This window comes from Nocardia sp. NPDC102475 (assembly GCF_055584605.1).
On sequence record NZ_JBVJLS010000036.1, the window covers coordinates 1 to 24,961 of the forward strand.

At 65.1% G+C, this 24,961-nt stretch carries 20 protein-coding genes and 1 pseudogene; 12 read left to right on the forward strand and 9 right to left on the reverse strand.

What is annotated here, in order from left to right:
• Positions 1-356: pseudogene (locus ACZ60G_RS40085) on the reverse strand (hypothetical protein); the annotation flags it as partial.
• A 311-nt stretch (positions 357-667) separates the two neighbouring features.
• Between ACZ60G_RS40085 and ACZ60G_RS40090 the strand changes: the two are divergent.
• The 8 genes from ACZ60G_RS40090 to ACZ60G_RS40125 all read left to right on the forward strand — a co-directional run bounded on the left by ACZ60G_RS40090 (position 668) and on the right by ACZ60G_RS40125 (position 8,627).
• Positions 668-1,141 (forward strand): hypothetical protein, encoded by a 474-nt coding sequence (locus tag ACZ60G_RS40090; RefSeq protein WP_465817186.1) that lies wholly within the window; start codon positions 668-670, stop codon positions 1,139-1,141.
• Between the two features lie 96 nt (positions 1,142-1,237).
• A complete protein-coding gene (locus tag ACZ60G_RS40095; protein ID WP_465817187.1) occupies positions 1,238-2,788 on the forward strand; it encodes a bZIP transcription factor in 1,551 nt (516 codons plus the stop codon).
• 30 nt (positions 2,789-2,818) lie between these two features.
• Positions 2,819-4,321 carry a PPE domain-containing protein gene (locus tag ACZ60G_RS40100; RefSeq protein WP_465817188.1) on the forward strand — a complete coding sequence of 501 codons (1,503 nt, stop codon included), beginning with the start codon at positions 2,819-2,821 and terminating at the stop codon, positions 4,319-4,321.
• Positions 4,318-4,707, forward strand: coding sequence for a YbaB/EbfC family nucleoid-associated protein (locus ACZ60G_RS40105; RefSeq protein WP_465817189.1), 390 nt, complete (start codon positions 4,318-4,320; stop codon positions 4,705-4,707). Before ACZ60G_RS40100 ends, ACZ60G_RS40105 begins: the two co-directional genes overlap by 4 nt.
• Positions 4,704-5,420 (forward strand): hypothetical protein, encoded by a 717-nt coding sequence (locus tag ACZ60G_RS40110; protein ID WP_465817190.1) that lies wholly within the window; start codon positions 4,704-4,706, stop codon positions 5,418-5,420. The genes ACZ60G_RS40105 and ACZ60G_RS40110 overlap by 4 nt, the downstream gene beginning before the upstream one ends.
• Positions 5,421-5,431: 11 nt before the next feature.
• Complete coding sequence (locus ACZ60G_RS40115) at positions 5,432-5,785, forward strand: hypothetical protein (protein WP_465817191.1); 354 nt, start codon at positions 5,432-5,434, stop codon at positions 5,783-5,785.
• A gap of 33 nt (positions 5,786-5,818) precedes the next feature.
• Positions 5,819-6,127 (forward strand): hypothetical protein, encoded by a 309-nt coding sequence (locus ACZ60G_RS40120; protein WP_465817192.1) that lies wholly within the window; start codon positions 5,819-5,821, stop codon positions 6,125-6,127.
• A gap of 7 nt (positions 6,128-6,134) precedes the next feature.
• Positions 6,135-8,627 carry an ATP synthase subunit B family protein gene (locus tag ACZ60G_RS40125; RefSeq protein WP_465817193.1) on the forward strand — a complete coding sequence of 831 codons (2,493 nt, stop codon included), beginning with the start codon at positions 6,135-6,137 and terminating at the stop codon, positions 8,625-8,627.
• Here ACZ60G_RS40125 and ACZ60G_RS40130 read toward each other — a convergent pair.
• From ACZ60G_RS40130 to ACZ60G_RS40155, 6 genes are all read right to left on the reverse strand, one after another.
• Positions 8,618-9,013: a YbaB/EbfC family nucleoid-associated protein gene (locus ACZ60G_RS40130; protein ID WP_465817194.1), complete on the reverse strand. Its 396-nt coding sequence runs from the start codon at positions 9,011-9,013 to the stop codon at positions 8,618-8,620. The two genes, ACZ60G_RS40125 and ACZ60G_RS40130, sit on opposite strands and share 10 nt — an antisense overlap.
• A 610-nt stretch (positions 9,014-9,623) precedes the next feature.
• Complete coding sequence (locus ACZ60G_RS40135; RefSeq protein ID WP_465817195.1) at positions 9,624-10,118, reverse strand: hypothetical protein; 495 nt, start codon at positions 10,116-10,118, stop codon at positions 9,624-9,626.
• Entirely contained in the window at positions 10,115-13,018 is a 2,904-nt protein-coding gene (locus tag ACZ60G_RS40140) for a WXG100-like domain-containing protein (protein ID WP_465817196.1), read from the reverse strand. The genes ACZ60G_RS40135 and ACZ60G_RS40140 overlap by 4 nt, the downstream gene beginning before the upstream one ends.
• Positions 13,015-13,296: a hypothetical protein gene (locus ACZ60G_RS40145; RefSeq protein ID WP_465817197.1), complete on the reverse strand. Its 282-nt coding sequence runs from the start codon at positions 13,294-13,296 to the stop codon at positions 13,015-13,017. Before ACZ60G_RS40145 ends, ACZ60G_RS40140 begins: the two co-directional genes overlap by 4 nt.
• A complete protein-coding gene (locus ACZ60G_RS40150; protein WP_465817198.1) occupies positions 13,293-14,972 on the reverse strand; it encodes a hypothetical protein in 1,680 nt (559 codons plus the stop codon). Before ACZ60G_RS40150 ends, ACZ60G_RS40145 begins: the two co-directional genes overlap by 4 nt.
• A gap of 69 nt (positions 14,973-15,041) precedes the next feature.
• A complete protein-coding gene (locus ACZ60G_RS40155; protein WP_465817199.1) occupies positions 15,042-15,473 on the reverse strand; it encodes a YbaB/EbfC family nucleoid-associated protein in 432 nt (143 codons plus the stop codon).
• Positions 15,474-15,656: 183 nt separating this feature from the next.
• Here ACZ60G_RS40155 and ACZ60G_RS40160 point away from each other — a divergent pair, with 183 nt between their 5' ends.
• Positions 15,657-17,555 (forward strand): type VII secretion target, encoded by a 1,899-nt coding sequence (locus tag ACZ60G_RS40160; RefSeq protein WP_465817200.1) that lies wholly within the window; start codon positions 15,657-15,659, stop codon positions 17,553-17,555.
• A 71-nt stretch (positions 17,556-17,626) separates the two neighbouring features.
• On the opposite strand, the gene ACZ60G_RS40165 is transcribed toward ACZ60G_RS40160, so the two are convergent.
• Positions 17,627-18,643 (reverse strand): hypothetical protein, encoded by a 1,017-nt coding sequence (locus ACZ60G_RS40165; protein ID WP_465817201.1) that lies wholly within the window; start codon positions 18,641-18,643, stop codon positions 17,627-17,629.
• A 73-nt stretch (positions 18,644-18,716) separates the two neighbouring features.
• Complete coding sequence (locus ACZ60G_RS40170; RefSeq protein ID WP_465817202.1) at positions 18,717-19,895, reverse strand: FAD-binding oxidoreductase; 1,179 nt, start codon at positions 19,893-19,895, stop codon at positions 18,717-18,719.
• Between the two features lie 179 nt (positions 19,896-20,074).
• Between ACZ60G_RS40170 and ACZ60G_RS40175 the strand changes: the two genes are divergently transcribed.
• The 3 genes from ACZ60G_RS40175 to ACZ60G_RS40185 are packed head-to-tail and all read left to right on the forward strand — an operon-like array spanning position 20,075 to position 24,562.
• Positions 20,075-20,458, forward strand: a complete 384-nt coding sequence (locus tag ACZ60G_RS40175) for a hypothetical protein (protein ID WP_465817203.1) — start codon at positions 20,075-20,077, stop codon at positions 20,456-20,458.
• Between the two features lie 34 nt (positions 20,459-20,492).
• Positions 20,493-22,466: a type VII secretion target gene (locus ACZ60G_RS40180; RefSeq protein WP_465817204.1), complete on the forward strand. Its 1,974-nt coding sequence runs from the start codon at positions 20,493-20,495 to the stop codon at positions 22,464-22,466.
• Positions 22,466-24,562 (forward strand): hypothetical protein, encoded by a 2,097-nt coding sequence (locus ACZ60G_RS40185; RefSeq protein ID WP_465817205.1) that lies wholly within the window; start codon positions 22,466-22,468, stop codon positions 24,560-24,562. The genes ACZ60G_RS40180 and ACZ60G_RS40185 overlap by 1 nt, the downstream gene beginning before the upstream one ends.
• The last annotated feature ends 399 nt before the right edge of the window (positions 24,563-24,961 follow it).

A 24,961-nucleotide genomic window follows, 5' to 3' on the forward strand; every position in this document is an offset into this window, starting at 1 on the left:
GCCTGCGGCCCCGGCTGAGCAGCAGGCGCCTGCCCCGGCTGACCCGCCGCCTGACCCGGCGGCACCACAACATTCCCCTGCGGCACCGCACCCGAGCTCGGACCAGCGACCGAGCCCCCAGGCTGGGCAGCGGAATTCGGGCCTTGGGCAGCTGTTCCCGGCACCGCATTGTTGTTCGCTGATCCCTGGTTCGCCGGTTGCGACCCGTTCTGCCCGGATGTCGCTGGTTGACCAGGTGCGGCCGGAGTCGTGCGCCGCCGTCTGTTCGTCCACGGGGTTACCGGAGCGGACTCTCCTTGCTCGACACTGCCGTCGTCTTGATGCTCGACGGCGATCTCGGCCTCCGCGCTTGTCATCGCGCGCCACCGAGCACCCATCGCACACGGGAATAGGCGACCGGCGGTGCAGGACGCCTGAGCGGCAAGCGATGGAGGTTCATCCGGGATTTCCTCCTACATCCATCGCCCGGCGAACCGGAACAACGTGGTCACGGCGACTCGCGCGCTGGTGCACTTCCTGCCTTAATCATCCTGACCTGTCGAGCATGGACGTCGGGTTCCCATGTTTGGGAATCCTCGACAATGAGGGGGTCGATAGATGTTCCATGCATGGTCGTCAACGGTCTATCGCGGCGTTGGCGCGCACTCGACAGCGGATAGGTGATCATATGTTCGGTCTCGGATGGCGCGATGTCGTCTCTGGAGTGGCGAGCGGTGTCGGGTTCGCCTTCGGCGGACCCGTGGGCGCCGCATTGATCGGCGGGGTGGCCGGTGGGATTATGGCCGCCACCGAGGGCAAGAGCTTCGACGAATGCATGGAATCCGCACTCATCGATGGCGCCTTGGGTGCCATTCCTGGTGGAATGATCGGCGGTGCCGCAAAGGGTGCCTTCCTCAAAGGCGGCGCGAAGGCGCTCGGCGAAAGCTTCAAAGATGCAGGAACCTTGTTTTTCAAAAAGGGCGCCAAGGCACAGTTCGGCGGATTCATGGACCGCCTGGCTTTCTTGCGTGCACCGATGACCAAGATGGGCTTGGGCACCATGACCGCGACAGCCGCCACGGCGTACGGTAATAAATATTGGAATCAATACGGTACGCAGGGTACGGGTATCGACTATCTCCCAACCATACCCATCTCGTAACGGGCCCGGCCGAGGAGCAGCTCCTTGTTGACAATTCACCAGATGTGGATGCCTGACCCCAGCCAGATAACGGAGGACTCAGAGTATGCGCAGTATGTGCTGCTGCAAAGCACCATAAATTGGTACAAGGGTCTGCCCGAGCAGTTCAAAGGTTACTTCGACAGTTGCGGTGACGGCAAGGAGGAAAAGCCCGACCCGCCGGATATGCCGATGCCCGCACAGGTAACAGGGGCGGAGCAGGCTCATTTCACAAACTATCTGAGCACGTATACCAGCCTGCGTCACGTGGCGGACCAAATCGATGAGTCGGCCAAAGCGATCGTGCAGAAGATCAAGAAGACCCCGGCGGTCTCCATTACCGCGCAGGAGGCGGTCAACACCGGGGTCGACCTGATCACTGAGGCGGCTCCGACCCTCCCTAAGCCGGGGACGAAGGAAGATCAGCATGTCTACGAGTTCTGCAACAAGGCGATCCAAGCTGTCGCAAACGCTTTCGACCAGGCGAGCAACGCGAACAAGGACACTGCGGCTGGCGTCAACGACGAGACCGCGAAGATGAAGGAGCTGGAAGATCAGATCAAGAAACTCCAGCAGGAGAACGCGGATCTGAAGAAGAAGCTGACCGATCCGCCGACCGTCCCCCAAGTGCCGACGACTCCGACCACGCCTGGCATCGACCCCGGCCAGGTCACTCCCATCGACGACGGTTCCCAGGTCCCCGGGTTGAACGATCTCAATCCGACCACTCCCGGCGTCGATACCGGAACCACCCCGACCGGTTCCTCGCTCGATGACAAGGTGCAGAAGGCGCTCGACGACCTCAACACCAGCGCGGCGAATCCGAGTACCGCCACACCGGCTTCGGTGCCGGATGCGGCCGCCGCATCACCGGCGAGCTCCGGTATGGACATGATGAGTTCGATGCTGCCGATGTTGATGGCGCAGATGATGAACCGCGGCCAGACTGACACCGATCTGAACAGTCGGCGCGCCGAATACGACCCGTACGCGGACGAACTCCGCGCCGTCCCCGCGGCCGTCGCACCTGCCCAACCTGCCGTGCAGCAGCCCGCGACCAGCACGCCGGCACCCGCGACGAATACCGCGCCCCCGGCGAATTCGTCGTCCACGCAGCCGACTACAGGTATGCCGGGCCGCACACCGAACTCCGACGGAACTGTCGTGTATACCTTCCCGGACGGTCGGACTCAGAAGGTATCCGCCACTGTCGCACAGGCTTTGGATGCGGCGTTCGGCAACGCCAGCGGCACCGATGCCCAGGCGGCATACGCGAAGACCCCGGCGAAGTGGTCGGACAAGAAGCAGATCGGCACCGCAGTCGATCCGTATCAGTTGATGACCGGCGATGTCGCGGTCTGGGACGGGCGCACCGCGATCGTGGTGGCCTTCCCCGCCGACGACGGCGGCACACTGGAGGTCGTGGTCAACGGTCAGCTCAAACAGTTCACTCCGACGGAAATGTCCGATAATGCTGGGGAATTCGGCCAATTCGTCGGATTCAGCCATCCGAACGGTATCGACGCGACCGCGCCGGAGGACCACGATCAAGGCAAGATGTCGGGTATGCCCGTCACCGGCGATCCATCGGCGGGTGCGGCCATGCCCGCGGTGGCCGCTCCGGCGTGATCGTGAGCCGGATGGTGAGAGGAGGAGGCGATGCCGCTGAATGTCGACCCGGCGCAACTCGTCGATGTGGCCGCGAAGCTGGCCGCGCTGGCACGTGACACCGGAGCCGAATTGCCGAAGGGCTGGGTGCAGCCCGCAGGCGCCGACCCGATCTCCGGGACACATGTACCACGGCTCAACGCCCAGGCCGCGTCGCTGTTCAATGGTGTGCTCGGCGTGCTCAACGAGGTCCAGCGCCACGCGCACCACATCGGCGGCGCGGCAACCGATTACACCACCACCGATGACGAGGGTGCGCGCATTATCAATGGCAGCGGCGCCGAGATCCTCGCCAATCCGGTTGGTGATGTGCAGGAGTTCGGTCTCCGGCAACCACCGACCTTTACCTTGCCCGCGGCTACCGGATCCGTCGACCCGCTCACTTTCGCAAAGCAGTTGCACACCGGTCCGGGGCCTGGTCCGGCGATCGGTTTCGCGGCCGATATCCGCAAGTACACCGGCGGTTTCCACGTTGCCGCCGCCGAAGGCGTCGACGGTGCGGCCACGCTGATGCAGAACTGGACGCCGGTCGGCACCACCGTGGCCGAGCACCTCACCGAGCATCGGAATTGGCTGGGGCAACTAGGCGCCGGATTGGGCGCGCTGGCCGACAATGTCGATGCCTACAGCAACGCGTTCACCATCGCGAAGGCCAAACATCCGACACCCGAGGAGATCATCGCGGCCCGCAAACGGTTACTGGCCGCGATGAAGTCGAAAAACGAGTTGGCGATCTCGGAGGCGCTCGCCGAATTCCAGGAGCAGAACGCCCGCTCGGCTGAGGCGATCACCGGCTACACCACGACCGTCAACTCGAAGCTCCCCACCGAGGGCGGCACAAGTGGTACCGGCGGCAGCGGCAAGAGCAGCAGCGGCAGTGGCAGTGGCAGCGACAGCAGCATGCTGTCCCAGATGCTGCCGGCCATGATGAGCGCCATGTCCTCCGCTGCCGGCATGGCCCAGAACCAGGACACCTCTGGCGCCGGCCTCGATGACGAGTACAGCGACTATGGATACGACGACCTCGGCGTCCCCAGCAGCCTGGGGTCGCTCGGTTCCGGGGGTGCGGGCAGCGCGATCTCCGGCGCCGGAATACCGGACATCTCCGGCGCGACAACCTCGGTGTCGGTGGGCGCGATGCCGATCGTCGCGACCGCGGGTGGGGCATCGAGCACCGCGGTCGGAATGCCGAGAACACCGGTTATCGAGGGATTGTCGTCCGGGGCCTCGGGCGCGGCGGCCGCCGCGCGCGGTGCCGGTGCCGGGTCCGGGATGATGCCGTACATGCCGATGTCCCCTGGTATGGGCGGTGCCGGTGGCAATGGCAACGAACGCAATCGGGTGGTCGCCTGGCATCCCGACCGATTGATGTACGTCGACGACACCCCCCATACCGAACAGGTCATCGGGGAACGGCCGACAATCGCCCCGACCGTGACACCGCCGACACCGTCGCCGGGCCAAGGCCCGACTCAATCCGGAGGTTCCGTGTGAGTGATATCCACCCCGATGTACAGGCCGCCCTCGACGCCGCCCGCGAGTTGCGGCATCGAATCGCCGACATGCGTGAGCGGATCGACGGTATCCGAGCACGTCGGCCCTCACCCAGCGGTGCGATCATCCCCGAGGTCGATGCGATGGGCCGGCTGACGGATCTGTTTCTGGCGCCGGGCACCGTGGACCGCCTCACCAATCAGGAACTGGTCACAGAAATCATGGCGGCCATTCGAGAGAGCAGCGCTGACGCGGCACGGCAGTACCAGAGCGTGATGGAATCTGTGCCGCCGCCCGAGCCGTTCGAGTCGACCGCTTACGGACTGAAAGGGCCCTCCGGCCCGTCCGGGTCGCCCTCGGCGACAGCAGGTGCGGTGCCGTCATGACCGAACCCGGCGCGGTCACCGTTGCCGATACCGTGCGGTGGCTGCACGACGAGGGCCTGGTTCGGTTGGCCGGGGTCGCCGAACGGATGCCGAGTCTGGTCGCCGCGTACACCATCGACGTCGCGACCGGAACCGTCGTCGCCCATCCTTCGACCGGTGCGGGCGCCGGCTCGGATGTGGTGACCCTCGGCGCCGACGATCTGCCCTACCCGGTCGGCAGCGCGAAGCGGTTGGTCATCGTGGGTGTCACCACCGCCGAGGCATTACTGGTCGTCGACCTGGCGACCGCATTGACCATTGCCATCAATGCCGATCGACCAGAGCTCGCCGCTCGGGCCTGGGCGGTGCAATTGCTGCTCAACTCCGAGATCACGGTGACCACCAATAGTGCCGATATCGCGATCGGAAACAGTCCGCGCTGCCGCCAGAGCTTCATCCCCGGCGGCGGCGCGACGATCATGAATATCGACGACGGGCGCCCGCCTATCACGACGGTTACGCTCAATCCGACCAACGAGGGTCCCGATCATCTCGATGTCGCCCCGGATGGAACCGCCGAGATGTATCTCGGCGCTCGATTCTGGCAGCTCCACCAGATCATGAGCATCGACGATGCCGCGTGGAGCGCGCTCGCCGCGCGATTGGAGGCATCCGATGAGGATCTGTCCGTGCGTAGTGCAGCGTCGAATCGTCAACCTGCCGAAAGACTTTAGGAGGGATCCCGTTGACCGAGACAGATCCGGACGAATTCGATGTGGACGAAGGGGCACCGGCTCCCGACTGGCGGAGCATGGTCTATGAAGTGTTCAATCCCGACCACACCTGCGGCGTCGCCTGCGATCGCGACGGTGAGATCGTCGGACTGCACATCACCGACGACGCTCGTGACAACGGCGATGCCTGGTTGGCCGCGCAGATTCTGAAGCTCGCGCGCCTGGCACATCTGAAGTCCCGGGTCGGGCTGCGTGCCGAAATGGAGTACAAGGGCACGCGTCCCTACACGATCGACTCGTTCGATCTGCCCACCGAAGCCTCCTTCCGCGCCATGGTGAATGCCGAATTCGGCACCACCAGCTGAACCGAAACAACCTCTCGCAGACAGGATGCCGACATGCTGGATATAGACGAACCGCACGAAGTGAACGCTGCGGCAGGCAGATTCGCCGGAGCCATCGAAACGGTCTCGGATCAGGTCTCCGGAACCGTCGCGGATCTGGTCCTGCACCATCGGCCGAAATCGGAACTCGACCTGGACCTCGACACGCAGCGGAAGAAGGTCGTGGCGGCGTTGCACCTCGCCACGGCGACCAATAGGCACGGGGCGCGGATCACCCACACCGGGACGGTGAGCACGACGAATGTCCTCGCCGACGCGGATGTGGCGGGCGGGACGGACGTCGGCCACTACGACTCGTTCTGATCATCGGATGGCGCCGGAGCACGAAAGTCCGTATTGGGAGCAGATAGTCCGGGACAAATGGCCGGAGGTGCCGCCCGGCGACTGGAGCGCGCTGGAAACCACTTCGCGTGACGGCGCCGCGGCGCTGGATACGCTCGGCGCCGAACAAGCCCGCCATGACTTCGATAATCGAGTCCGTGCCAGCGAGGGGCTCGAACCAATAAAACAAAATATGCTGAAGCAGCGGGGGAACCCGCAGGCCTTCGCTGACGCGCTGGACGCCGCTGCCGAAATCTTCGGGTTTTTTTCCGATCTGGTCTATCGCACCCGAAACCGGATCCTCGATATCGTCGAGGATGCTACCGCCAAAATTCGTCGTGCGCAGCAGGCCGCCCAAAGCGACGAATCCGATACTGAGGCGGAACGTGAGGCCAAGTTGGCTGCCTTGGACCGCCGCGTCAAACGGATCATCGCCGAGGCTCGGGAGGAGGTCGACGATGTGGCACGGGCCGCGCAGACTTCGATCGGACCGACGATCTTGCCGAGTCTGGAGCGCCTTAAGGGTTTGCTATGGCATCCTGGGCCATCGAACTCCGGGGGCCCCCATCTACCGGACGGACAGCCGGAACACCGGCCCGCGCACCAGCACCTGCCCGGCCAGCAGCATGAGGTCGGCCACCCTCCGGCCGGACCGAATCACCAGTTCCCGGCCCCGCTAGGCCTCGGCCCGAAATTCGATGTGCCGGTGGGGGATCCGGTCGAGCATCATGGCTTGCCTGGGAGTGGGCCGACGGATCTTCCCGTCGATTCGCCATCGCAGGGAACCCCGACGGAGGCGCCGACCGCCCCTGGGATGCCGCCCGCGGTTTCGGCGCCGACCTCGACTACGGGTGTCACCACAGGCTATGCGCCGACGGCGCAGCCAGACGGCGGCGATTCAGGTGCTTCTACAACCGGCGTCCCGTCGCGTGCGTCGTCGACGACCAGCTCCGGTGAATTGCAGGGGCAAGCCGACTCCAGTGCGCATGGCGAGACGGCAGGTGATACCACCGATTCCCAACAGCATCAGGAAAACCATACAGCCGCAACCGATTCCGGTCACGGCACCGACCGAGCCGAGATCGCACGGGAGCCGGGGTCGACCAACTCGCCGGGACAGATGCCGCCGATGATGCCGACGATCCTGCCACCCGCGGCGGGTTCGACGGGCATATCCGCGCCGCCATCATCGCCGCCGCCGTCAGCGCAGTCCACGGCTCAAACCTCGACGCAGTCTCCGGCAGCGCAGTCGCGGCCGGGGATGGAAGCAAAAGCCCCCCAGGTCGATTCGCGCGGATCGGGGTCCCCGCTCCCGAAGGTATCCGCCGGTCCTACCGCGCCGGTGCCGAGCGCGGCCGTCCCCGCCGCGAAATCGGGTTCGCCGCAACGCGGTCCGCAGGCCAGAGACGGGCAGCCGGACACCGGCGGCAGCGACGAACTGCTTCGCGATGTCGTCGGTGGTGCGATGGTGGCCGCCGCCGCTCCGACCTTCATACTCGGTGAGCGCGTCGACGGTGATCTCGTGCTGGCCCGGACATTGCTGGGCGGTGTACTGGCCGTGGTGGATTCGTCGGTGATCGGGCTGGAGTGGGCGGTGTCGATCATGCGGCATTCCGGCGGAATCAACGCGTTCGTCGTCTCGAACGAGGGCCGTAGCTGGCTACCTGCGGGTCTGTACCTTCCGCGTGAGATTTCCACGCCTTGGATGTGGGAGGTAGCGGACGCCGCATGGGAAGGTGTTTCCGATCCAGCGCGGGTGCTCGCCGAGTTCGGCGCGGCATGGGGACGCCGGACGGGTGCCAAGGTGACTGCGATCGTATCGTCGCAGGCCATCGATCCGGGTATGCGCGCTCAACTGCGTGAGGTACCCATGGAGGGGCAGGTATCCGCCTCGTCGGCAATGGATATGAGCGCCGCGGCGGCGGGCTTGGCTGATCGGCTCGCTCTGGTAGCCGCGCCGCAGTTACTGGAGCGGGTTGGAAAGGTGCCGGCGCAGGGGATCGGCTCGCGCTGCATCGACCTGGCCTGGGATGCGCATCGGCGCGTCGGACAGGCGGCCGCACCCGACTCGCTGGGGCTGCCGCAGCTGCGCCAGCGGATCCTGGAGGCGATCCGGCAGCGCCGAGAGGTGCCCGCCGACTGGTGGGACGAACTGCGTGACGCCGACGATCTGCTCGCCGCGTCCATGCTGTCGCGCCGAGCCGACGTCTCCCGGGTGGCGTTGGGGGAGTTGCGATCCGACACCGACGGACGGTCGGCAACGGAGGCGATGCTGCTGCGGGCGATGGTATTCGAACGGCGCTGTGACGAACTGGTGCTGATGCTCATCGACGAGCCGAATCGACAGCGCTTGCGCGATGCGACCTACGCTCACGGACAGATCTTCGATCATCCATTGTTCGTGGACGCGCCACGCGCACCCGCTCCGACCACGACGGCTCGGCGACCGACGATCAGTACGGGACCTACGCGTCAGTCGTAATAGTCGTCGTACTCATCGTCTTCGTAGGCGACCGGAGTTGGCTGCTCGACGACGTCCAGTTCCCGCAGGCTGGGCGCACCTGGCAGCAGATCCTCCGGATTGGGCATGCGGCCGACAATATCTTCGATCGGGCCGATGGTCTCAATGACCTTTTGGTGTGCCAGCCGCGCGGCCTCCCTGGCCGCTTCGGTAACTGCTCGCCCGAGCTCCGCGGCCACACCACGCAGCGCGCGCGGCTCCAAGCGCACATCGGTCACTATGCCGGACTGATCGACAGTCACCTCGACCAAACCATCCCGCGAACCGGCTGTGGCGGTTATCGCGGACAACTCATCCCGCACATCGGCAAGTTGAGCTCGTTGCATTTCGTATTGCCAATGGTCCATCAGTTGCTGCTTACCTCGAGTGCCGCCGAGCCCGCTCAGGGATTTCTGTGATCGTCATTACGATATCGGTTCGTACCTCGACCGGTCACTTCCCTTCAGGAGCCGAGCTTCTCGGGCAGGGACAGCTACCACGTCACGGTGCTTGGCAGTGGTTCGGCGTGCTGGAACCGAAGCGTCACCGACGGCGAGGGCGAGTGGGGCGGCGCCCCGATTCGGACGCGATACGGGCTTCCCAGCGCTTATCGTGCCCGGCATATCAACCTGGCCAGTCGTCGGATCGGGTGCGGACGTGCGGGATTGGGCGTTTCGCCACTTCCACCGGACTAGAAGCACTTGGAATAGATGACCACATCCCGCTCCGACGGATCGCCGTCCGGCAGCCACCGTTTCACGCCTTTCAACTGCGCGAGATCCTCCTTCACCAGCCGCATGAATTCGCGCGCGTTCGCGGGCCTGCGGAGTGGCCTCGGCCGGGCCCACCCGTCGGGACACGTCGTATATCGACCGAAACTTGTTCTGCCGCAAATTGCCCTTTGCGGCCGTTCCGATCAGGGTGATACGTCGGCCTCTCAGGCCCATCCAATCACCCCAGAGGGCAATGCAATTCGGTTCAGTCCGGATCCGCCGTAGCCAGGCGAACGATCTCATGGTCGATGGCCGCCAGAGTTCCGGGGTCGTCGACCTGGCGGGCGGCGAATCCCAGTGCGGCGCGATATGGGCCGACCTCGTTGGTGCCGATGTCGACCCGCCCGGCCGCAGCCATCAGGCGCCGCACCGTAGTCGGGTCGATAGGCGGATGTGGATTGGCCGGGGACCACAACTGCCACAGGGCTCGGCAGGTCACACCCAGTCGTGCCGTCGAGGGCTGCTCAATGAGCCATTCGAGGAGGCGAACGTCGACGTCGGGGGCTTCTAGTAGGAGTGCCCGTATCAGCGCCAGATCGATCTCGAGCATGTCGTACTCGAGATAAGCGGATTCCTGGGCGGCGACCAGGCCGATGATGCCCTCCCGGATCTCGGACGAATCAAGCTCGGCGTAGGCGTGTCGGCTGGAGTCGAGAAGTGCTTCGGCGGCTCTGCCGAGATCAGCGGGCTTCTCGATCATGGCACCCCTCGCTTGCGCCGCTGGGCGGCTAGGATATCGCTCGTCACGAGCATTTCTTCAGGGGCGCCGCCGTCGATTAGATGCTGGCGGACGGCCTTGAGACTTCCGGCGGGCGCCCACGGAAGTGGCTGCCCGTTCGCATCAACTCGGCGGAAAGTGTAGCTCGAGTTGTTGTTGAGGCACCAGATGTCGCTGGGCGTGCCGTCAGCATGGCGAACGTTATACAGATCGCCCCCCGCTCGCGCTGGACCACGTGCGGTGCCGCCCTCGCCAGGCTGAAGGTCACCATGCTTGATATAGAACGGTCGATCCGGCGGCAGCGGCTTCATGAAGTCGGAGGTGTTCTGCAGCTCCGGTGCGAACTTGAAGTTCCCCTCGGCGTCGACCACCCAGAGGTAGTTCATATTGGGATCGAGGGAGGTCAGATCAAGCGGGGTTCCAGGCGGAACCGTGCGCATATTCGGAGGGTTGGTGTAGGGCCACTCTTTCGGCCGAGGCTCCGGCCCGCCCTTCGCACCGACATCGGTAGCCGCTGGCGTTCCGATCGGCTCGCCCTCGAGGCGTGCGCGGGCTTCTTCTTCGCGTGCGCGGGCGGCTTCTTCTTCGCGTGCGCGGGCGGCTTCTTCTTCGCGTGCGCGGGCGGCTTCTTCATCGCGTGCGCGGGCTTCCTCCTCCGCGCGTCGCGCTGAAGCGGCTTCCTCGTGGGCGGGTGGGGGTGTTGCCTCGCGTGCTGGTGGAGCCGTTTCGTCGGGGCGTGGCGGTGTCTTTGGTTCTGTGGTGGCTCGTTCGTTTTCGCCTGGTGTGGGGTCGGGTGGCAGAGTTGTTTCTTCGTCGCGGTGTGGCCGGAGCGACGCGCTGTTTGGTTCCTCGCTTGCTGGCGGGGTTTCGTCGGGGTGTAGCGGTGTCTTTGGTTCTGTGGTGGCTCGTTCGTTTTCGCCTGGTGTGGGGTCGGGTGGCGGAGTTGTTTCTTCGGTCTGCGGCGGGACCGTGTGGTCCGGGTCGCGGGACACCGGTGTGTGCTCGGGCGGCGCAGTGGATTCCTCGTCGGGTGCACGCTGGGGCCTGACCTGTTCGTCGTGTCCCGGGGGCGTGATCTCCTCGGTCTGCGGCGGGGCTTTTCGTTGCGGGTCGGCCGTATCCGGATCGTCCGTGCGGTCTGGCGGCGGAGTCTCTTCCTCGGCGGGCCGTCGTTGGGGTTTGACCTGCGGCTCGTCGCCTGCTGGCGCAGTCTCGTCAGTCTGCGGTCGCGCCGTTGGCCGCGGCTCGGCTGGTTCCCTTTCGCCTTGCGTGTGGTCGGGTCGCGGGACCGATTCCGGCGTTTCGGGCTTTCGAGGCGGGAGAGCCCCGTCGGAGTCTGGACGTGGAGTGGCGGGTTTGCCGCCTGTCGAGTCACCCGGTCCAGGGGCGGTGGAGTCTGGCCGTGATCCCGTTGGGCCGGGCGGGTGTGGGCCGGTTCCTCCCGGTGGCGTGGTGCCGGGGGGTGTGGTGGTGGTCGGTGGGGTGCTGGTGCCGGGAGGCGTGCCTGTGCCCGGCGGTGTTGTGGTGGGGGGTGGGGTTCCCTGCGGTGGTGGCGTGACGCGTGGAGTTCCGTCGGGCGCTGTGGGGTGTGGTGGGGTGCCAGGTGGTGTTGTCGGTGGTATGGCACCGCGCGGGGTGGCACCAGGTGGCGTAGCGGGTGGCGTGGCGCCGGGCGGTGTGGCGCCGGGAGTAGCTGGTGGTGTGGCACCGCGCGGGGTGGCACCAGGCGGTGTCGCGGGTGGTGTGGCGCCGGGCGGTGTTGCCGGTGGTGTGGCACCGGGTGGTGTGGCGCCGGGCGTGGCCGGTGGTGTGGCACCAGGCGTGGCCGGTGGCGTAGTGCCAGGTGTGGCCGTTGGTGTGGTGCTCGGAGGTTTGGTGGAAGTGTTCGAGGTCGAGGAGTTTGTCTTGGGCTTGACTCGCATCCCCGGCGGCAAGGGGCGGGCGAAAATGGTGGCCGACCCGACGAAGCCGCCGACGAAACCTTGGAGCACGCTGGTTCGCAGTTCCTCGGCGTTCGGGATATGACCGGTGACGATGATCCCCGCGCCCGCGCCGGCGGCCGCGCCCGCGGCGCCGCCGACCCCACCGATCAGTACCCCGGCGGTGACGTGTGCGCCATAGCGGACAATATTGGATTCCGATTTTCCGGCGACTTTGCCGAGGAACTTGTTGATGCCCGGGGCGAAGCGGGAGGCGAATCGCGCTCCGATTCCGCCGCCGACGCCACCGATGATTCCGGCGTCTTCGACCAGGTCCCATTCCATCTTGTCGCGGTGATGCAAGACCTCCTTCTGGTAGAACTGTGCTCCGGCATTGACCGCTGCGGCGGTCCCGCCACCGAGTGCGAGCCCGATGGCGGTGGCCTTGGCCAATGGCAAACCTTTGCGTTTGGTGGCACATTCCAGTCCCACCTTCTTGATCTTGGCGAAGTGCCGTCGGGCGGTCGCGGTCCAGGAAGCTTCGGCCGCGGCCCGGTCCTCGGCTGCCTTTACCACGCCCGGCGCGGACATCAACGCATCCACCACCAGCTGCGCCAAGAGCGCGAATCCGGTTCCGATTACCTGCAGCTTGGTGAATTCACAGTCGTTGGCTTTCTGGTAGCACTGCTCGGCCATGGAATCGCAGTATTCGGCTTGGTTGCGCAGGTCGTCGCCGAGCTGCACGTTCCTGGTCGCCTTGGTGTCGGCGCTGTAGCCGTGGAGGGCAGCTTTTTCTGTTGTGGACGCGGCATCGTGGCGTTTGCCGAGTTGGCGGCAGCTCTCGCCGGTCGCCTTCCAGTGGTCACCTTCACGGCGCACGGCGTCCTCGTCACACTCCGGCCAGTACCCTGCCACGGCGTCGACAAGCCACGTGGGAAACGCCGCGGGCAGCGTCAAAGTCACTGCGCCGCACCCGGTATCGCGGTTGGTTCCGCTGGCGGTCCCGGAACTTCTGTGACAACGTCGGCGACAACCGACTCAACCACGAATGCCCGACGCGCCGTTGCGATCATGTCGTCGGTGATATCCGGATGAGCCAGAGCGATAGTGATCAACGCCGAGTCCGTATCCGGTCCCAACCCCACGTGCATCCGCATCGGCCGACCGCCGACTGCCGAGGACAGTTCGGTCTCGAAGGTGCTGTTCCGCGCTTCGGCGGTGTGTCCACCGCCGAAGCTCATGGCGTCGCCGACTTCCGTGCAGTGTCGATCAGTAAGTGGTGCAACACCTTTGCGGGCGCTGCTGCCTCGGAACCGTTGATCTGCACCTCGGTGAACGCGTCCGCCACCGCCATCCCGGCGTCGAAACGGCCGTTGTGGAATCCATAGCCGCTCAGCTGGGCGCGCCACTGCTCGTACTCCGAACTCGACGCGGTGTCCACATTCTCGCGCAGTATGGTGCCTCGGGTGCGCGTGAACTCCGCGATCAGCGCGTCCTGAGCCGCCTGTCTGGCACGGAAGCTACCGGCGACATCGAGTGCGTGTCCGAGTTCGCGGACCATTGTCGAGTACACCGGCCGCCGGTCCGACCCGCGCGCGAGTTTTCCAGAATGCGTTGCGCTACGGATGTATTCGGCGAATACCGCGGGATTGCGGGCGACCACGGTGTCGAGCACGATGCGACGGGTGAACGGCTCCGGACCGGTGGCTCCCGCGACCCAGTCCCATTCCAGGCGCGTGGCGGATTCGGCGGATTCGGCGATCACTATCTGTCGCAGATCGACATACGGGTACTGGGTGAGCACGTCGTCCAGTGCCGCCGCGATCTCCCGGATCGTGTAGCCATCGACAGTCGGATCGTCGAAGCCGATGAGTTCGAGATCATGTCTGTCAGCCAATTTCCGTGCTAGCAAGGCGTTTTCACCGAGGGCCGCAGCATCGGCCGCCCATGGATGGCGCGCGCCCGATTTCGATTCGGCACCGAAGGCTTTGCCCGCCGCCTTCGGCGCCGGACGAACTTGCTGCTGATGTTGCTCGGGCAGGTGCGGCGCGGACATCCGCGGCGGCGTACTCGACGGCGCTGATACCTGCGGCGCGGTGTTGGTCGGGGCCGCGGTCTGGGCGGGTGGGGCGGCCGCCGCCTTCGGCGCGGGAGAGTCCGATGTGGGACCGGTCCCGGACGTACTTCTCGACCACGGTGTATTCGGCTGCTTGCGGTCGGCAGCGGGAGCATCGACACCCGGTCCGGCAGTGGCCGGGGGCGCCGAATCATCCGGGGTGGTCGCCGGTTCCGGTCGGGAATCGGAGGTGTGGGGAACATTCGGCGGGCTGGCATTCTGACCGAACGGACTGTTCAGACCGGGCATGCCGTTTCCGTTCGGGCCGCCAAAAGGTGTCGGTGCGGCGGACGTGGGTGTTGGCGGGGCGCTACCCGAGGTGTCCGGTGTGGAGGTGGGAGTCGGTGTAGCCCGATCACCGGTTGCGGCGGTCGGCGATTGCGTGGCTTCGGGTGTACTGTTCGTTGCGGATGGAGTCTGCCAACCCTGCCCGTATTGATCGGTCGGTGTGGTCGAAGCGAGGTTCTGGCTACTGGGCGGCGGCTGCTCCCCGCTGTCGCTGATCAAGTTGGCGGATTCGCGATCCTGGCGGTCGAAGCTGTCAACGAGGTCGCTGACGATCTTTCCCTCTTCGCGAAGGCTCGCAACGGTTTTCGCCAGGCTCGCGATGCCTTTGTCCCTATCCGGCACATAGGTCTCGGCGAATGCCTGGCCGGGAGCATCCTTGCCCCAAGGTTCGCCTTCGCGCGCGAGCGCGGCCTTCAACTGGTCGAGTACGCGCTGCGCTTCGGCGCCTATATCCTCGAATTCCGGAACAAGCGCACGAAGTCGCTCCTCATCGACTTCTAACGAGTGCGCCACATCGACTCCTCACGCCTACTGCGGTCAATTCTCCCGCGCTCGACATAGTCTTCCCAGGAATGGGAGTACTCAATCGGCGCGCACACCGTCGTTCTCGGCGGAGTCGCGGGCATCGCGCCAGCTCGGCGCCCCTGGCACAAGATCGGGCAGATCTGGCATCAGCTCGGCGGTGTCGACGATCGGCGCGATCAGTGCGTCATGTTGCGAGCGCGCCGACCGCGCCGCGGCCTGCGCGGCCTCGACAATCGCTCGCCCGACATTCTCCGGCTTCGCGCGCATCGCCTGCGCGGTCAATCGCACGTCGGTGACCACCCCGGCACCGTCCACAGTCACCTCGACCAACCGATCGGATGAACTCGCCTGTACCCGCAGTGCGTCCAGTTGCTGCTGGATCTCGGCTAGCTGAGCCTGCTGTTTCTCGTAGACATCCATGGCGTAGTCGATCTGATTTCGCATACCGTTGTTCGCCGATCGCAGGTTTTCGAGCTCCCATTGATCCATTACGGCTACCACCTCGTTCATCGCTGTCGGCCGACCGGGCTCGGCATCCGTTCGGGGGATTCGTCGGTCCGCCATCGATCGCGCGGGTCCAGCTTCCCGCAGCGGGAGTTCAGTCGGTATTTCCCGTCAGTGGGAAGGATTGACAATGTTGAGAACGGCGGCAGGAAAGGGTCTGATCGAAGAATGCCGGAACCCAGCACGAATATCGACCCCGCGGTGCTGCGTCAGTTGGCGCAGCAGCATGAGCAGGTCGGGCGCGATACTCTTGCGTGGGCGGAGCCTCCGCACGCGTGGCTGGCGAGCTTCCAGTCGACCTATGGAACGATCGCGGATCCCGTTCGCCAAGCGTTGGTGAAGTACTACAACGCCCGCGAACGCGCCGGTAAGGCGCTGGCGCAGGAGCACTTCAACACCGCGAAGTCGCTTCGGGACTCGGCCGATTCCTATGAAAACGCCGACCATGAAATGGCGTCGAACCTTCGAATGATCGGACAAGGCCTCGGAGGCCCGCACAGCGAGCCGACGTCCAACGGCTTGGACCCGAATACTCAGCACACCCCGCCACCCGCCGGCCCCGGGGGTGGGCACGTCGGCGGACCGGGTGGCGGACCGGGCGGAGGCTCTACGTCGACCGACAACCCGATGGCTCCCGCGGCATCGAACGGTTCGACACCGACGAGCACGGCACCGGGCGGGCCCAGCGGCCCATCCAGTTCGCCGGGCGCGATTTCGCAGCCGGATCCGACGACGACAACCGGTACATCCGGCGTGACAGCCGGAACCACGTCGCCGTCGGTATCGGGCGGGCCACTCGGCTCCGGACCGGGCGTGGGACCGGTGTACGCCGGTTCGGCGGACGATCGCGGTTCGGGTCAGCCACCGACCGGTGCCAGCGCGGCTGGCGATGCCAGCCCGATGCCGGTGTCGGTGCCGATGGGCACACCGTTCACCTCCGCCGTCGCCGCCGCGAAGGACAAGGAGGCCGAACCAGCCTACGTGGTGGGCAATGCGGTGAACGACGATTTGGTACTGGCCAGGACCCTGCTCAGCAGTGTGCTCGCCGCTGTCGACTCGCCGGTGGGCATGGCCTGGGCGGTCGCGGTGATGCGCGGTCCGGCCGGTGCCGGCATATTCATCACCTCGAACGAGGGCCGCGGCTGGCTGCCCGCCAAGCTCTACTTGCCACGCGAAGTCTCGACGCCCTGGTTGTGGGATGAAGTGCTCGGCCCCGAAGCCAGCACCTCATCCTGGGAGAGTGTGTCGGATCCAGCCCGGGTGCTGGTCGAGTTCGGCTTGGCCTGGGGTCCGAAGGCGAATGCGAGCCTGTCGGCACTGGTCTCCTCCGGCCCGATCGATCCCGGTCTGCGCACGCAGCTGAGTGAAGTGGCGATGGCAGGACTTGTCGGCCCGACCTATGACGTCGACTTGCGCGAGTTCACCCCTGATACCGCGGACCGGCTCGGTCTGGTCGGCTCCCCGACCGCGCTGCAATCCGTTGCGACCGTGTCGGATCAGCAGGTGCGCGAGCGCTGTGTCCAATTGGCGACGGATGCGCACACCCGCGTCGGCCGATCGGTGGCCGCCAGCGCCGATGCCGCGGGCGCGCGGCAACTGCGTGACCGGATTCTCTCGGCCGTGCAGGCCGGGCAGAGCGTATCCAGGCAGCTGTGGGACGAGCTGCGCGATGCCGACGATCTGCTGGCCGCGTCGATGCTGTCGCGCCGGGTAGATGTGGGCCGCGTCGGGCTCGGTGACCTGCGGGTCGACACCGAATCTTCCGCTTTGCGCGACATGATCTTCGAGCGTCGATGCAACGAATTGGTGTTGTTGCTGGCCGAGGAGTCGGAGCGGCAGAACCTGCGCGACGCGATCTACGCGCACGAGCAGATCGTGGAGCATCCGCAGTTCGTGGAGGTTCCGGCGGCGGTCTCGGTTGGCGAGGACGAGCGGGTCTCCCGTCCGGCGGATGCGTCGGTCAGTGCGCCCGCGGTCAGCGCCCCGGTTACGGCCGGGCCGCCGCCGTCCGGCGCCGTGGTCGCACCGACCTCGCCGCCGCCGGTCGTGGCGCCGGACCCGCACTGAGGTCGTAGGACGGTGACTGCACGCTGAGTTCGGCGGCGGCGGTCCGTCCTTGGCATCCAGCGACTTGCGTACTACGCGGCATTCCAGGTGGGCGTGCCGTACACGTTGAGTTTGTCAATACCGCAGTCGGTGGAGAAGCCTAGTCCGACCGCCGAATAGCGCCAGCTTGCCCCGGTCGATTCTGCGGCGTGGGCCAGGGCATCGACGGCATGGGTGGTGCCGTAGTGCCGGGATGCGAGTTCGTACACCAGCCTGGTCAGGTCTTGACGTCGCCTCGCCATCACGGTGAGGCCGAACCCAGGGGAACCCGTACCGCGTGCACTGCAGACAAAGAAGTTGTATTGGTGGAGCTTGTCCGCGTCGACGCCACAGCGGACGAGCTCGGACAGCACTTCCCATGCCGGATCGCCGAAGTAGCGGACCAGTTTCATCGGCACGCCGACATCGTTGGATCGGGCCTTCAGGTATATCTTGTGGTTCACATCGCCGCGAGCGTCCACCTCGATCGCTACACCCTCAGGCTTGATGAGCTCCTCGTCTTCCGGAACGGACGCCAATCCAGCGAACTTGGGCCACGCACTGCTCAATCGGTGCAGCGCCCCGGGCACGATCGTCGGACCCCCGTATACCTTGAGACGGGCCGCATGGTGTGGCACCGCGGCGTGATGGACAACCCCTACCCACGTGGCAGAGCGGTGGTGTGCCGGGACCTTCGCGGGATCGGGATATAGCGTGGTGACGAAGGACTCCAGCAGGTCGGCAACCGTCTCATCTCCGTTCGGCAACCATGCGACGAGATCCCGGATCGCGGCGATTTGAGCGGTGACGCGAGAGCTGAACTTCGTCTCCTGTGTCGCGGTCTCGGTGGCATAGCGAATGGCGGGTGTGAGCTCCCCTCGGCCGCCGCTGACGCTGACTTCGAACGGAACACCGGACATGGTCAGCGTGCTGGCTTTGAGTCCGTCCGGCGCCAGCGCCGCCAACTGTCCGCCACACGCGCGTTCCATCATGGCGCGGATGGGTGCTGGGTCGCAGCGTAGCGTCAGCCGTTGGGCCAAGTTGACCAGGTATTCTTCGGCAGCTCCCATTTGGACAATCTCTTTCATTGCGACCGACCCCACCATTTCGTATTCGCCATCCCCAGGCAGCGGGCAATGGGGGTCAGGTGGGGACGGCGGCTCGCACGAGTGGGAGGTGGGCGTTGACGTGTTCCAGCCGGTGCGCTGAGCGCAGCTGCGCAAGCTGATCCAGGTCGGGTCCGTAGAGTCTCTCGGCCATGGACGCGTCGAGGTCGTTGAAGCCGTAAAGATAGGGACGCCCACCGAGGTCGCAACAGCGCTCCAGAAGGTCGTGAAGCACGTGACGAATGGCGGAGATGACGGCCGGGTCGCGGTCGACCCAGGTGTACAGGCCCAACCCGATCGAGACCGGAGCTGTCCCGACGGGTGTGAAGGCGAATGGGAGTGCGTCAGGAGGGCGGCGGACGATCAGGATGTACAACATCGGGTCGACACCGTTCAGTGGAGGTCGGTCTAGTTGTGCCTCGACGGCCGCGAGCATCGGCGCGAACTGTTCGGCCGGCATGACGTAGTCGGTCCACAGCCGGACCTTGTCAGAGAACTGGGCGGCCATGTCTTGGGCGTGATACTCCCCCACAAATGGCAGATCTGACTCGATCACGCAGTTCTCGTCGCGGCATTGCCGCAGACCGTTGCCGCGCCAGCCGGTGATCGAGGAGAGCCTGCCGCGCCGCAAGGACGCACAGAAGATGTCGACGTCGTCGCACTGTGCGATCTGTTCGGTGTGCTCGCCGAGTTCGCCCAGTGTGGCAAAGTCTGTGCGGTGTACGTGGGTTTCGTGTCGGATCGACACAGTGCGTAGCACCGCCCGTTCGATCAGTCCGACCATGCCGAGTCCGCCGAGTGCGAACCGGAACAGCTCGGGATGATCGGTACGCGAGCACCAGCGGCTGGCGCCCGTTCCGTCGATCAGTTGGAGCCGTTCCACGTGATCGGCCTGCATGCCGTACCGAATCGAGTCGATCCCGGCGCCGCCCACCGAGAGCGTCCCGCCCACCGACATGTGCAGGTAGTTCGGTAGCACGGGCAAGGCCCTGCCGCGGCGGTTCAGGTATCGCTCGAGGCGGTGCCAGCTCGTCCCGGCGGGTACTTCGACCAGGTCATCGCCGAGGTCCCGCACTTGGACGGCCGCTGCCTCCGGGGCATAGGTGACGAGCAATTCACGGTCGGCGACGGTCTGTCCACCACAGGAATGACCCGCACCGCGTAGCGTCAACGGACGTCCGGAGCCGAGCAGGGCGGAGGGAAATGCGGCGGGCATCCGGTGCACAGCAAGTGGGGCGGCATGCCGCAGACCGCCGAAGTCGGTAGCAAACTCGTCGATGGGGGACCTCGCGGTAACTCATGGTCTCGACGTCGGAGACCGGCTCGAACCCGAGTATGATTCCTTCCCAGCGTTGGGGACTCGACAGGACGGTCGTGGCGCATCCTGGAAGATCTATGAGAGAACTCCATCCCGACGTACGTGCCGGACTCAGCCTCACGCGGGCGCTGCGGCACCGCATCGCCGATATGCGCGATCGTGCCGATGCGATCGTGGCGCGTCGGCCGTCTCCGAGCGGCTTCGTCATCCCCGAGGTCGATGCGATGGGACACCTGCGGGATCTGTATCTGGCGCCCGGAACCTGCGCTCGGTTCGGCAATCGAGAACTGGCGGCCGAAATCGTGGCCGCCATCACTGAGAGCGCCGAGGATGCACGGCGGCAATACCACATCGCTATGAGCGATCCCGACAACCTGCCGAGACCGCTTTCAGAGATCATGCGGGAATGGCGGGCCGGATCGGATCGACAGCCCCCCAATTTTGGGAACCCGGAACAATGAATCTGAGTTAGCTGGCGGGAGGAATCAACCGAGCATGCCCGATAGACTGGTTGTCGAGCCGGACGAGCTGCGCCGAATCGCCGCGCAGCACCACGTGGCAGCGGCAAAACTCCGGGAGTGGGGTGTAATCCCGCATGCTTGGCTCGACGAATTCCCGGATACGTACGGTTCGATCGCGGCTCCGATGCATGGGGCGCTCGTCGATTACTACAACAAGCGCCACGCACGTGCCGAACGACTCGCACACAACCACGAGCAGACTCGGGACCAATTGCTCGCAGCGGCAAGGTCGCTCGAAGAGCACGATGAGGAGGGCGGGCGTCAGGTCGCTCACGCGGGTGGTAACGACCATGGAGCCCCTCGAGGCGGTCATCCCCACGGCGCACCAACGGCCCCGCCGGTGTATACCGGACCGGACGCGCCGATGGCGAACGGCACGCAACAGCCAGGGCAGCCTTCCGTAACCACACCGGCCCCCTCGATCATGCCGGACGGGACGGCCCCCTTCGGGCAGGCACCGCAGTCGCCTGCGGTATCGGCGGTATCGGCGCCACCGACCTACGACAGCTTGCTCCCCGGAGCCATCCCGTCGATTGGAGCCGCGTCGCCCACGGTCGGCGCATCGGAGTACAGCGCCCCCGATATGCCGGTGCCTCCGGCTGATAATTCGAGCACTGCCACCAGCACGGTCGGTGGCACGAGCCTGGTCGGTGGAATGCCCGCAGGAATGGCCGCGGATTCGTACCCGGCAGCGGTCACCAGTGGTGCGGACTCAGCTGCCCGGTCCGCTGGACCACTGATGGCAGGACCGTTTCCGGTCGCGGCCCACATGACTGAGGACAGGCGAACGCCACCGTCGTTCGTAGTAGGGGAGGGCGTTGACGATGACTTGGTGCTAGCCCGCAGTCTGCTCGCCGCGATTCTCGCCGCCGTGGACGATTCCGTCGGTTTGGATTGGGCGGTGGGGGTGGCGAGGACCCCTGCCGGGCCCATGATTGTCCTGACCTCCACCGAGAGTCGTGGCTGGCTGCCTCCTGGACTTTTCTTGCCGTCTGAGGTCATCCTCCCATGGCGATGGGACTCCATCCTCCGCCTCGCTGACCGCGCGGCCATCGTGGCATTGGAAGGGACCGCCGACCCAGCCCGAATACTCGTCGAGTTCGGTTTGATGATGGTTCGTCGCGGCGGTTTACGCCTCAGTGCCTTGGTGTCGTCTACGGCGATCCCGGACGGTGTACGCGCAGCTGTCGGTGACGATGTCGCCATCGAGGAGTGGGTATCCGCCGCCGGGTCCGCCGTCGACCTCACCGCGCCCAGTGTCGGATTGGTCGACCGGCTCGCGCTGGCAGGCTCGGAGGACTTGCTGCGACAGGCGGATATGGTGCCCGCAACCGAAATTCGGGCCAAGTGCCTCGAGTTGGCGCGAATCGCGGACGCACGGGTCCGTGCCGCCGTCTCCGGCTTCGACCAGGTGGCCGCCACCCGGCGCGGGTGGCGGCAACGGATCCTCGATGTGCTTCACGCCGGTCAGCCTGTCCCGGAGGGCTGGTGGGACGAGTTGCGCGCCGCCGAGGACATGACGGCGGCGGCATTGCAGTCGGGACGGGTCAACTTGGCTCACATTCCTGTCGGCGGCCTCCGTGGCGTATCCGGTGCGGAAGCCCTTCGCGGCGTGGCTTTCGAGCGCCGTGCCGACGAACTGCTGCTGTTGGTCGCCGCGGGCGAACCTGACCGGCAGGCTTTGCGTGACGCGTTCTACACATATAGCCAGATCGTCGAGCACCCGCTCTTCCCAGCGGCAGAGCATGCGGCGGTGCAAGGGTTGAAGACTGTTGACGTAGGTACGGCGCCGGACGGCCATGTTGTCCGCGGCGCGGACCCCGGCGCTGCCGGCGTCGGGGCGATCAGCGTCAGTTCAACCGTCCTCGGCGGGCCTCCTCCGTCCATAGCTGAATTGCTGAATCGACCGGCGGTGTCCGAGCGCTCCAGCGAACAGAGGAGAGCCTGATGTCAGATGATAAAGCCAAAGATGCCGTCGATAAGATAGAAAATTGGGACGACGGTTGGGGGGAGAATCACAATATATCCGACCATGCCGGTGAGGCATTGGAAGAGTTGAATAAGTTGAGCGGGCCCGAGTATCAAAAGGCGTGGAATGATCTCGACCCCACTGTCAAAAGCTTGCTCATGACTGCCAGCCTGCATCAGGGCTTGGATAAAAAGAGCGATGATTACAAGAAGATTATCGATTCGCTCGGCTATTTGGGCGACCCAAAAGTCGTCGTAGACGCGAAGAATGCGACAGCCGCTGCTGCCGCCCAGAAAGAAAAAGATGCTCAAACCCCCAAGGATTCGGATTTCGAGACGTACGGGGATAGGGCCTTCGAATCCGAGACGAAGCATGCGTATCCAGTCAAACTGTGGCGACCGAAGGGCCGCACTCCGGCATTGGATAGCCTGATCAACGACACCGAGTTCACTATGCAGTGGGATCTCGACACACTCGGCATCGGTAAACCGAAGGATAACCCTGAATTCACCCAGGTGCTCGACGGTGACCAGATCGACAGCGCGACTGGCTGGGGGAAAATTCAGGACGCGGCTGGCGACCTGAAGACGCAGTTGGATAAGAGAAAGAAAGATTACACCGACAAGCATAAAGATGTTTCGGACCTCACGTACAACTCCAAAATAACAGGCTCCGACGCCTTCAAGACCCTCACTGGGTTGGTGGAAGAACTCAACGACCGCCTCAAGTACGACCCTGCGAACGATACTTTCAAGACCAGGCTGGATGGCAATACGATCTATGGTGGGCACTATGGTGGCGGTCCCACTTCCGATATGGCGATCCCCTTCTACGAAAAGGATACGAAAGAAGATTCTAAAACTAAAGGCAAGTTCTTCCTGACCCCGCAAGCGGAAATGCAATACTACGTCACGCCAATCCACACGGTAACCGAAGAATGGGATAAGGCTTATACCGCAGCGGTCGAGAAATTCCGGAGCCTGGGCCTATTGGTCGACGACCCTGCGGATGACCCGCCCAAGAAGACCACCACCACCACCACTACGACTACTACGACGACCCCGCCGACCACCACTACAACCACTCCCACGAACACCACGACCACGCCCACCGACGACTACAGCGGCACTTACGACGACCTCCTCGGCAATGGTTCGGATTCGACCACCGACGGCACGACCAGTACCGATGGCACCACGAGCACCGACGGTTCGAACAGCGGCATCATGTCCGCGATCAATTCGGCGATCAGTGCGCTGGAGAACAGTGCGAAAGGGTCCAGCGGAACCCAGGCGACCCAGGCTGGATACAACAGCGGTGGCGGCGGTTCTTCGGGGTCCGGCGGCATGGATATGAGCTCGATGATGCTGCCGATGATGATGTCGCAGATGATGCAGCAGATGATGGGGAACAACGGTCAGGACGATCAGAAGCAGCGCGAGGAAGAGGAGCGGCGCGAGGAGCGGCGTCGGCGGCGCAGGGAGGAAGAGCAGCAGGCTGCGGCGCAGGCTCAGGCTCAGCCGGCCGTCGCCTCGAACACGCCGACCAATGTGGTTCAAGCGGACGCCAGCGCGACACCGCCGCCGGTGGGTGCCGGTGGTCGGTCGATGGTCGATATGAAGCTGCCCGACGGCACGACACAGAAGGTATCCTCGGCGGTCTCGCAGGCGGTGAACAAGGAACTCAACAATCCCAACGGCAGCGATGCCAGGTCGGCTTACGCGGGCACGACCGGACAGCCCTCGGCGGGCAGTCCATGGGTTTCGGTCGATAGTGCGCACCTACAGACCGGTGACGTGGTGCAGTGGGCGAATCGGAGTGCGATCGTCGTGGTGGAACCTTCGGGACTGGAGGTCATCATCAACGGCCAGCTCGTGCCGTTGGACCCGAACAACCCACCCGACGGCGGCACCGGCGGTTACGGCGAGTTCCAAGGGTTCTTCCACCCGAGTGGCGCCGATCTGGACAACTCCGCCCAGCAGCCGCAAACGCCTGCGACGCCGAGCGCGCCCGGTGTCACCGCAGCACCGGCAGCACCGACAGCTCCGCCTGCGGTTACCGCGCCGACGATCTGATACGCCGCCGTGGTCCCCTGAACCACAGGGGACCGCGGCTTTTTGGGGCGCAAGTCGGTCCAGCTGTGGAAACAGCTCGCGCGCGGTTTCCGCGCTAGCGGTCTGATGCGCCGTCGTGGTCGCCTCGAGTCATTGGAGACCGCAGCTGTTCGGGCGACGTCGGCTCTGCTGTGCGAACAGCTCGTGCGGCGGGTTCCGCGCTAGTGGTCTGATGCGGCATCGTGTTGCCCTCGAGTCATAGAGGACGACGGCTGTTCGGGTGCAAGTCGCCCTGCTAGGTGTTGCGGCCCGCGTCGGCGATCTGACATGGCACACCGGTCGCTCTTATGAAACCGTGTGGGCTACGCACGGTGGCCCGAAGCGGAAGCTGATCCGGCGCCGATCGGTATTGGACGCCGC

Coding starts and splice junctions, on each gene's coding strand:
- ACZ60G_RS40090 (WP_465817186.1), top strand. CDS start 668: ATGTTCGGTCTCGGATGGCGCGATGTCGTCTCTGGAGTGGCGAGCGGT.
- ACZ60G_RS40100 (WP_465817188.1), top strand. CDS start 2,819: ATGCCGCTGAATGTCGACCCGGCGCAACTCGTCGATGTGGCCGCGAAG.
- ACZ60G_RS40110 (WP_465817190.1), top strand. CDS start 4,704: ATGACCGAACCCGGCGCGGTCACCGTTGCCGATACCGTGCGGTGGCTG.
- ACZ60G_RS40120 (WP_465817192.1), top strand. CDS start 5,819: ATGCTGGATATAGACGAACCGCACGAAGTGAACGCTGCGGCAGGCAGA.
- ACZ60G_RS40125 (WP_465817193.1), top strand. CDS start 6,135: ATGGCGCCGGAGCACGAAAGTCCGTATTGGGAGCAGATAGTCCGGGAC.
- ACZ60G_RS40130 (WP_465817194.1), bottom strand. CDS start 9,013: ATGGACCATTGGCAATACGAAATGCAACGAGCTCAACTTGCCGATGTG.
- ACZ60G_RS40135 (WP_465817195.1), bottom strand. CDS start 10,118: ATGATCGAGAAGCCCGCTGATCTCGGCAGAGCCGCCGAAGCACTTCTC.
- ACZ60G_RS40145 (WP_465817197.1), bottom strand. CDS start 13,296: ATGAGCTTCGGCGGTGGACACACCGCCGAAGCGCGGAACAGCACCTTC.
- ACZ60G_RS40155 (WP_465817199.1), bottom strand. CDS start 15,473: ATGGATCAATGGGAGCTCGAAAACCTGCGATCGGCGAACAACGGTATG.
- ACZ60G_RS40160 (WP_465817200.1), top strand. CDS start 15,657: ATGCCGGAACCCAGCACGAATATCGACCCCGCGGTGCTGCGTCAGTTG.
- ACZ60G_RS40165 (WP_465817201.1), bottom strand. CDS start 18,643: ATGGGAGCTGCCGAAGAATACCTGGTCAACTTGGCCCAACGGCTGACG.
- ACZ60G_RS40170 (WP_465817202.1), bottom strand. CDS start 19,895: ATGCCCGCCGCATTTCCCTCCGCCCTGCTCGGCTCCGGACGTCCGTTG.
- ACZ60G_RS40175 (WP_465817203.1), top strand. CDS start 20,075: ATGAGAGAACTCCATCCCGACGTACGTGCCGGACTCAGCCTCACGCGG.
- ACZ60G_RS40180 (WP_465817204.1), top strand. CDS start 20,493: ATGCCCGATAGACTGGTTGTCGAGCCGGACGAGCTGCGCCGAATCGCC.
- ACZ60G_RS40185 (WP_465817205.1), top strand. CDS start 22,466: ATGTCAGATGATAAAGCCAAAGATGCCGTCGATAAGATAGAAAATTGG.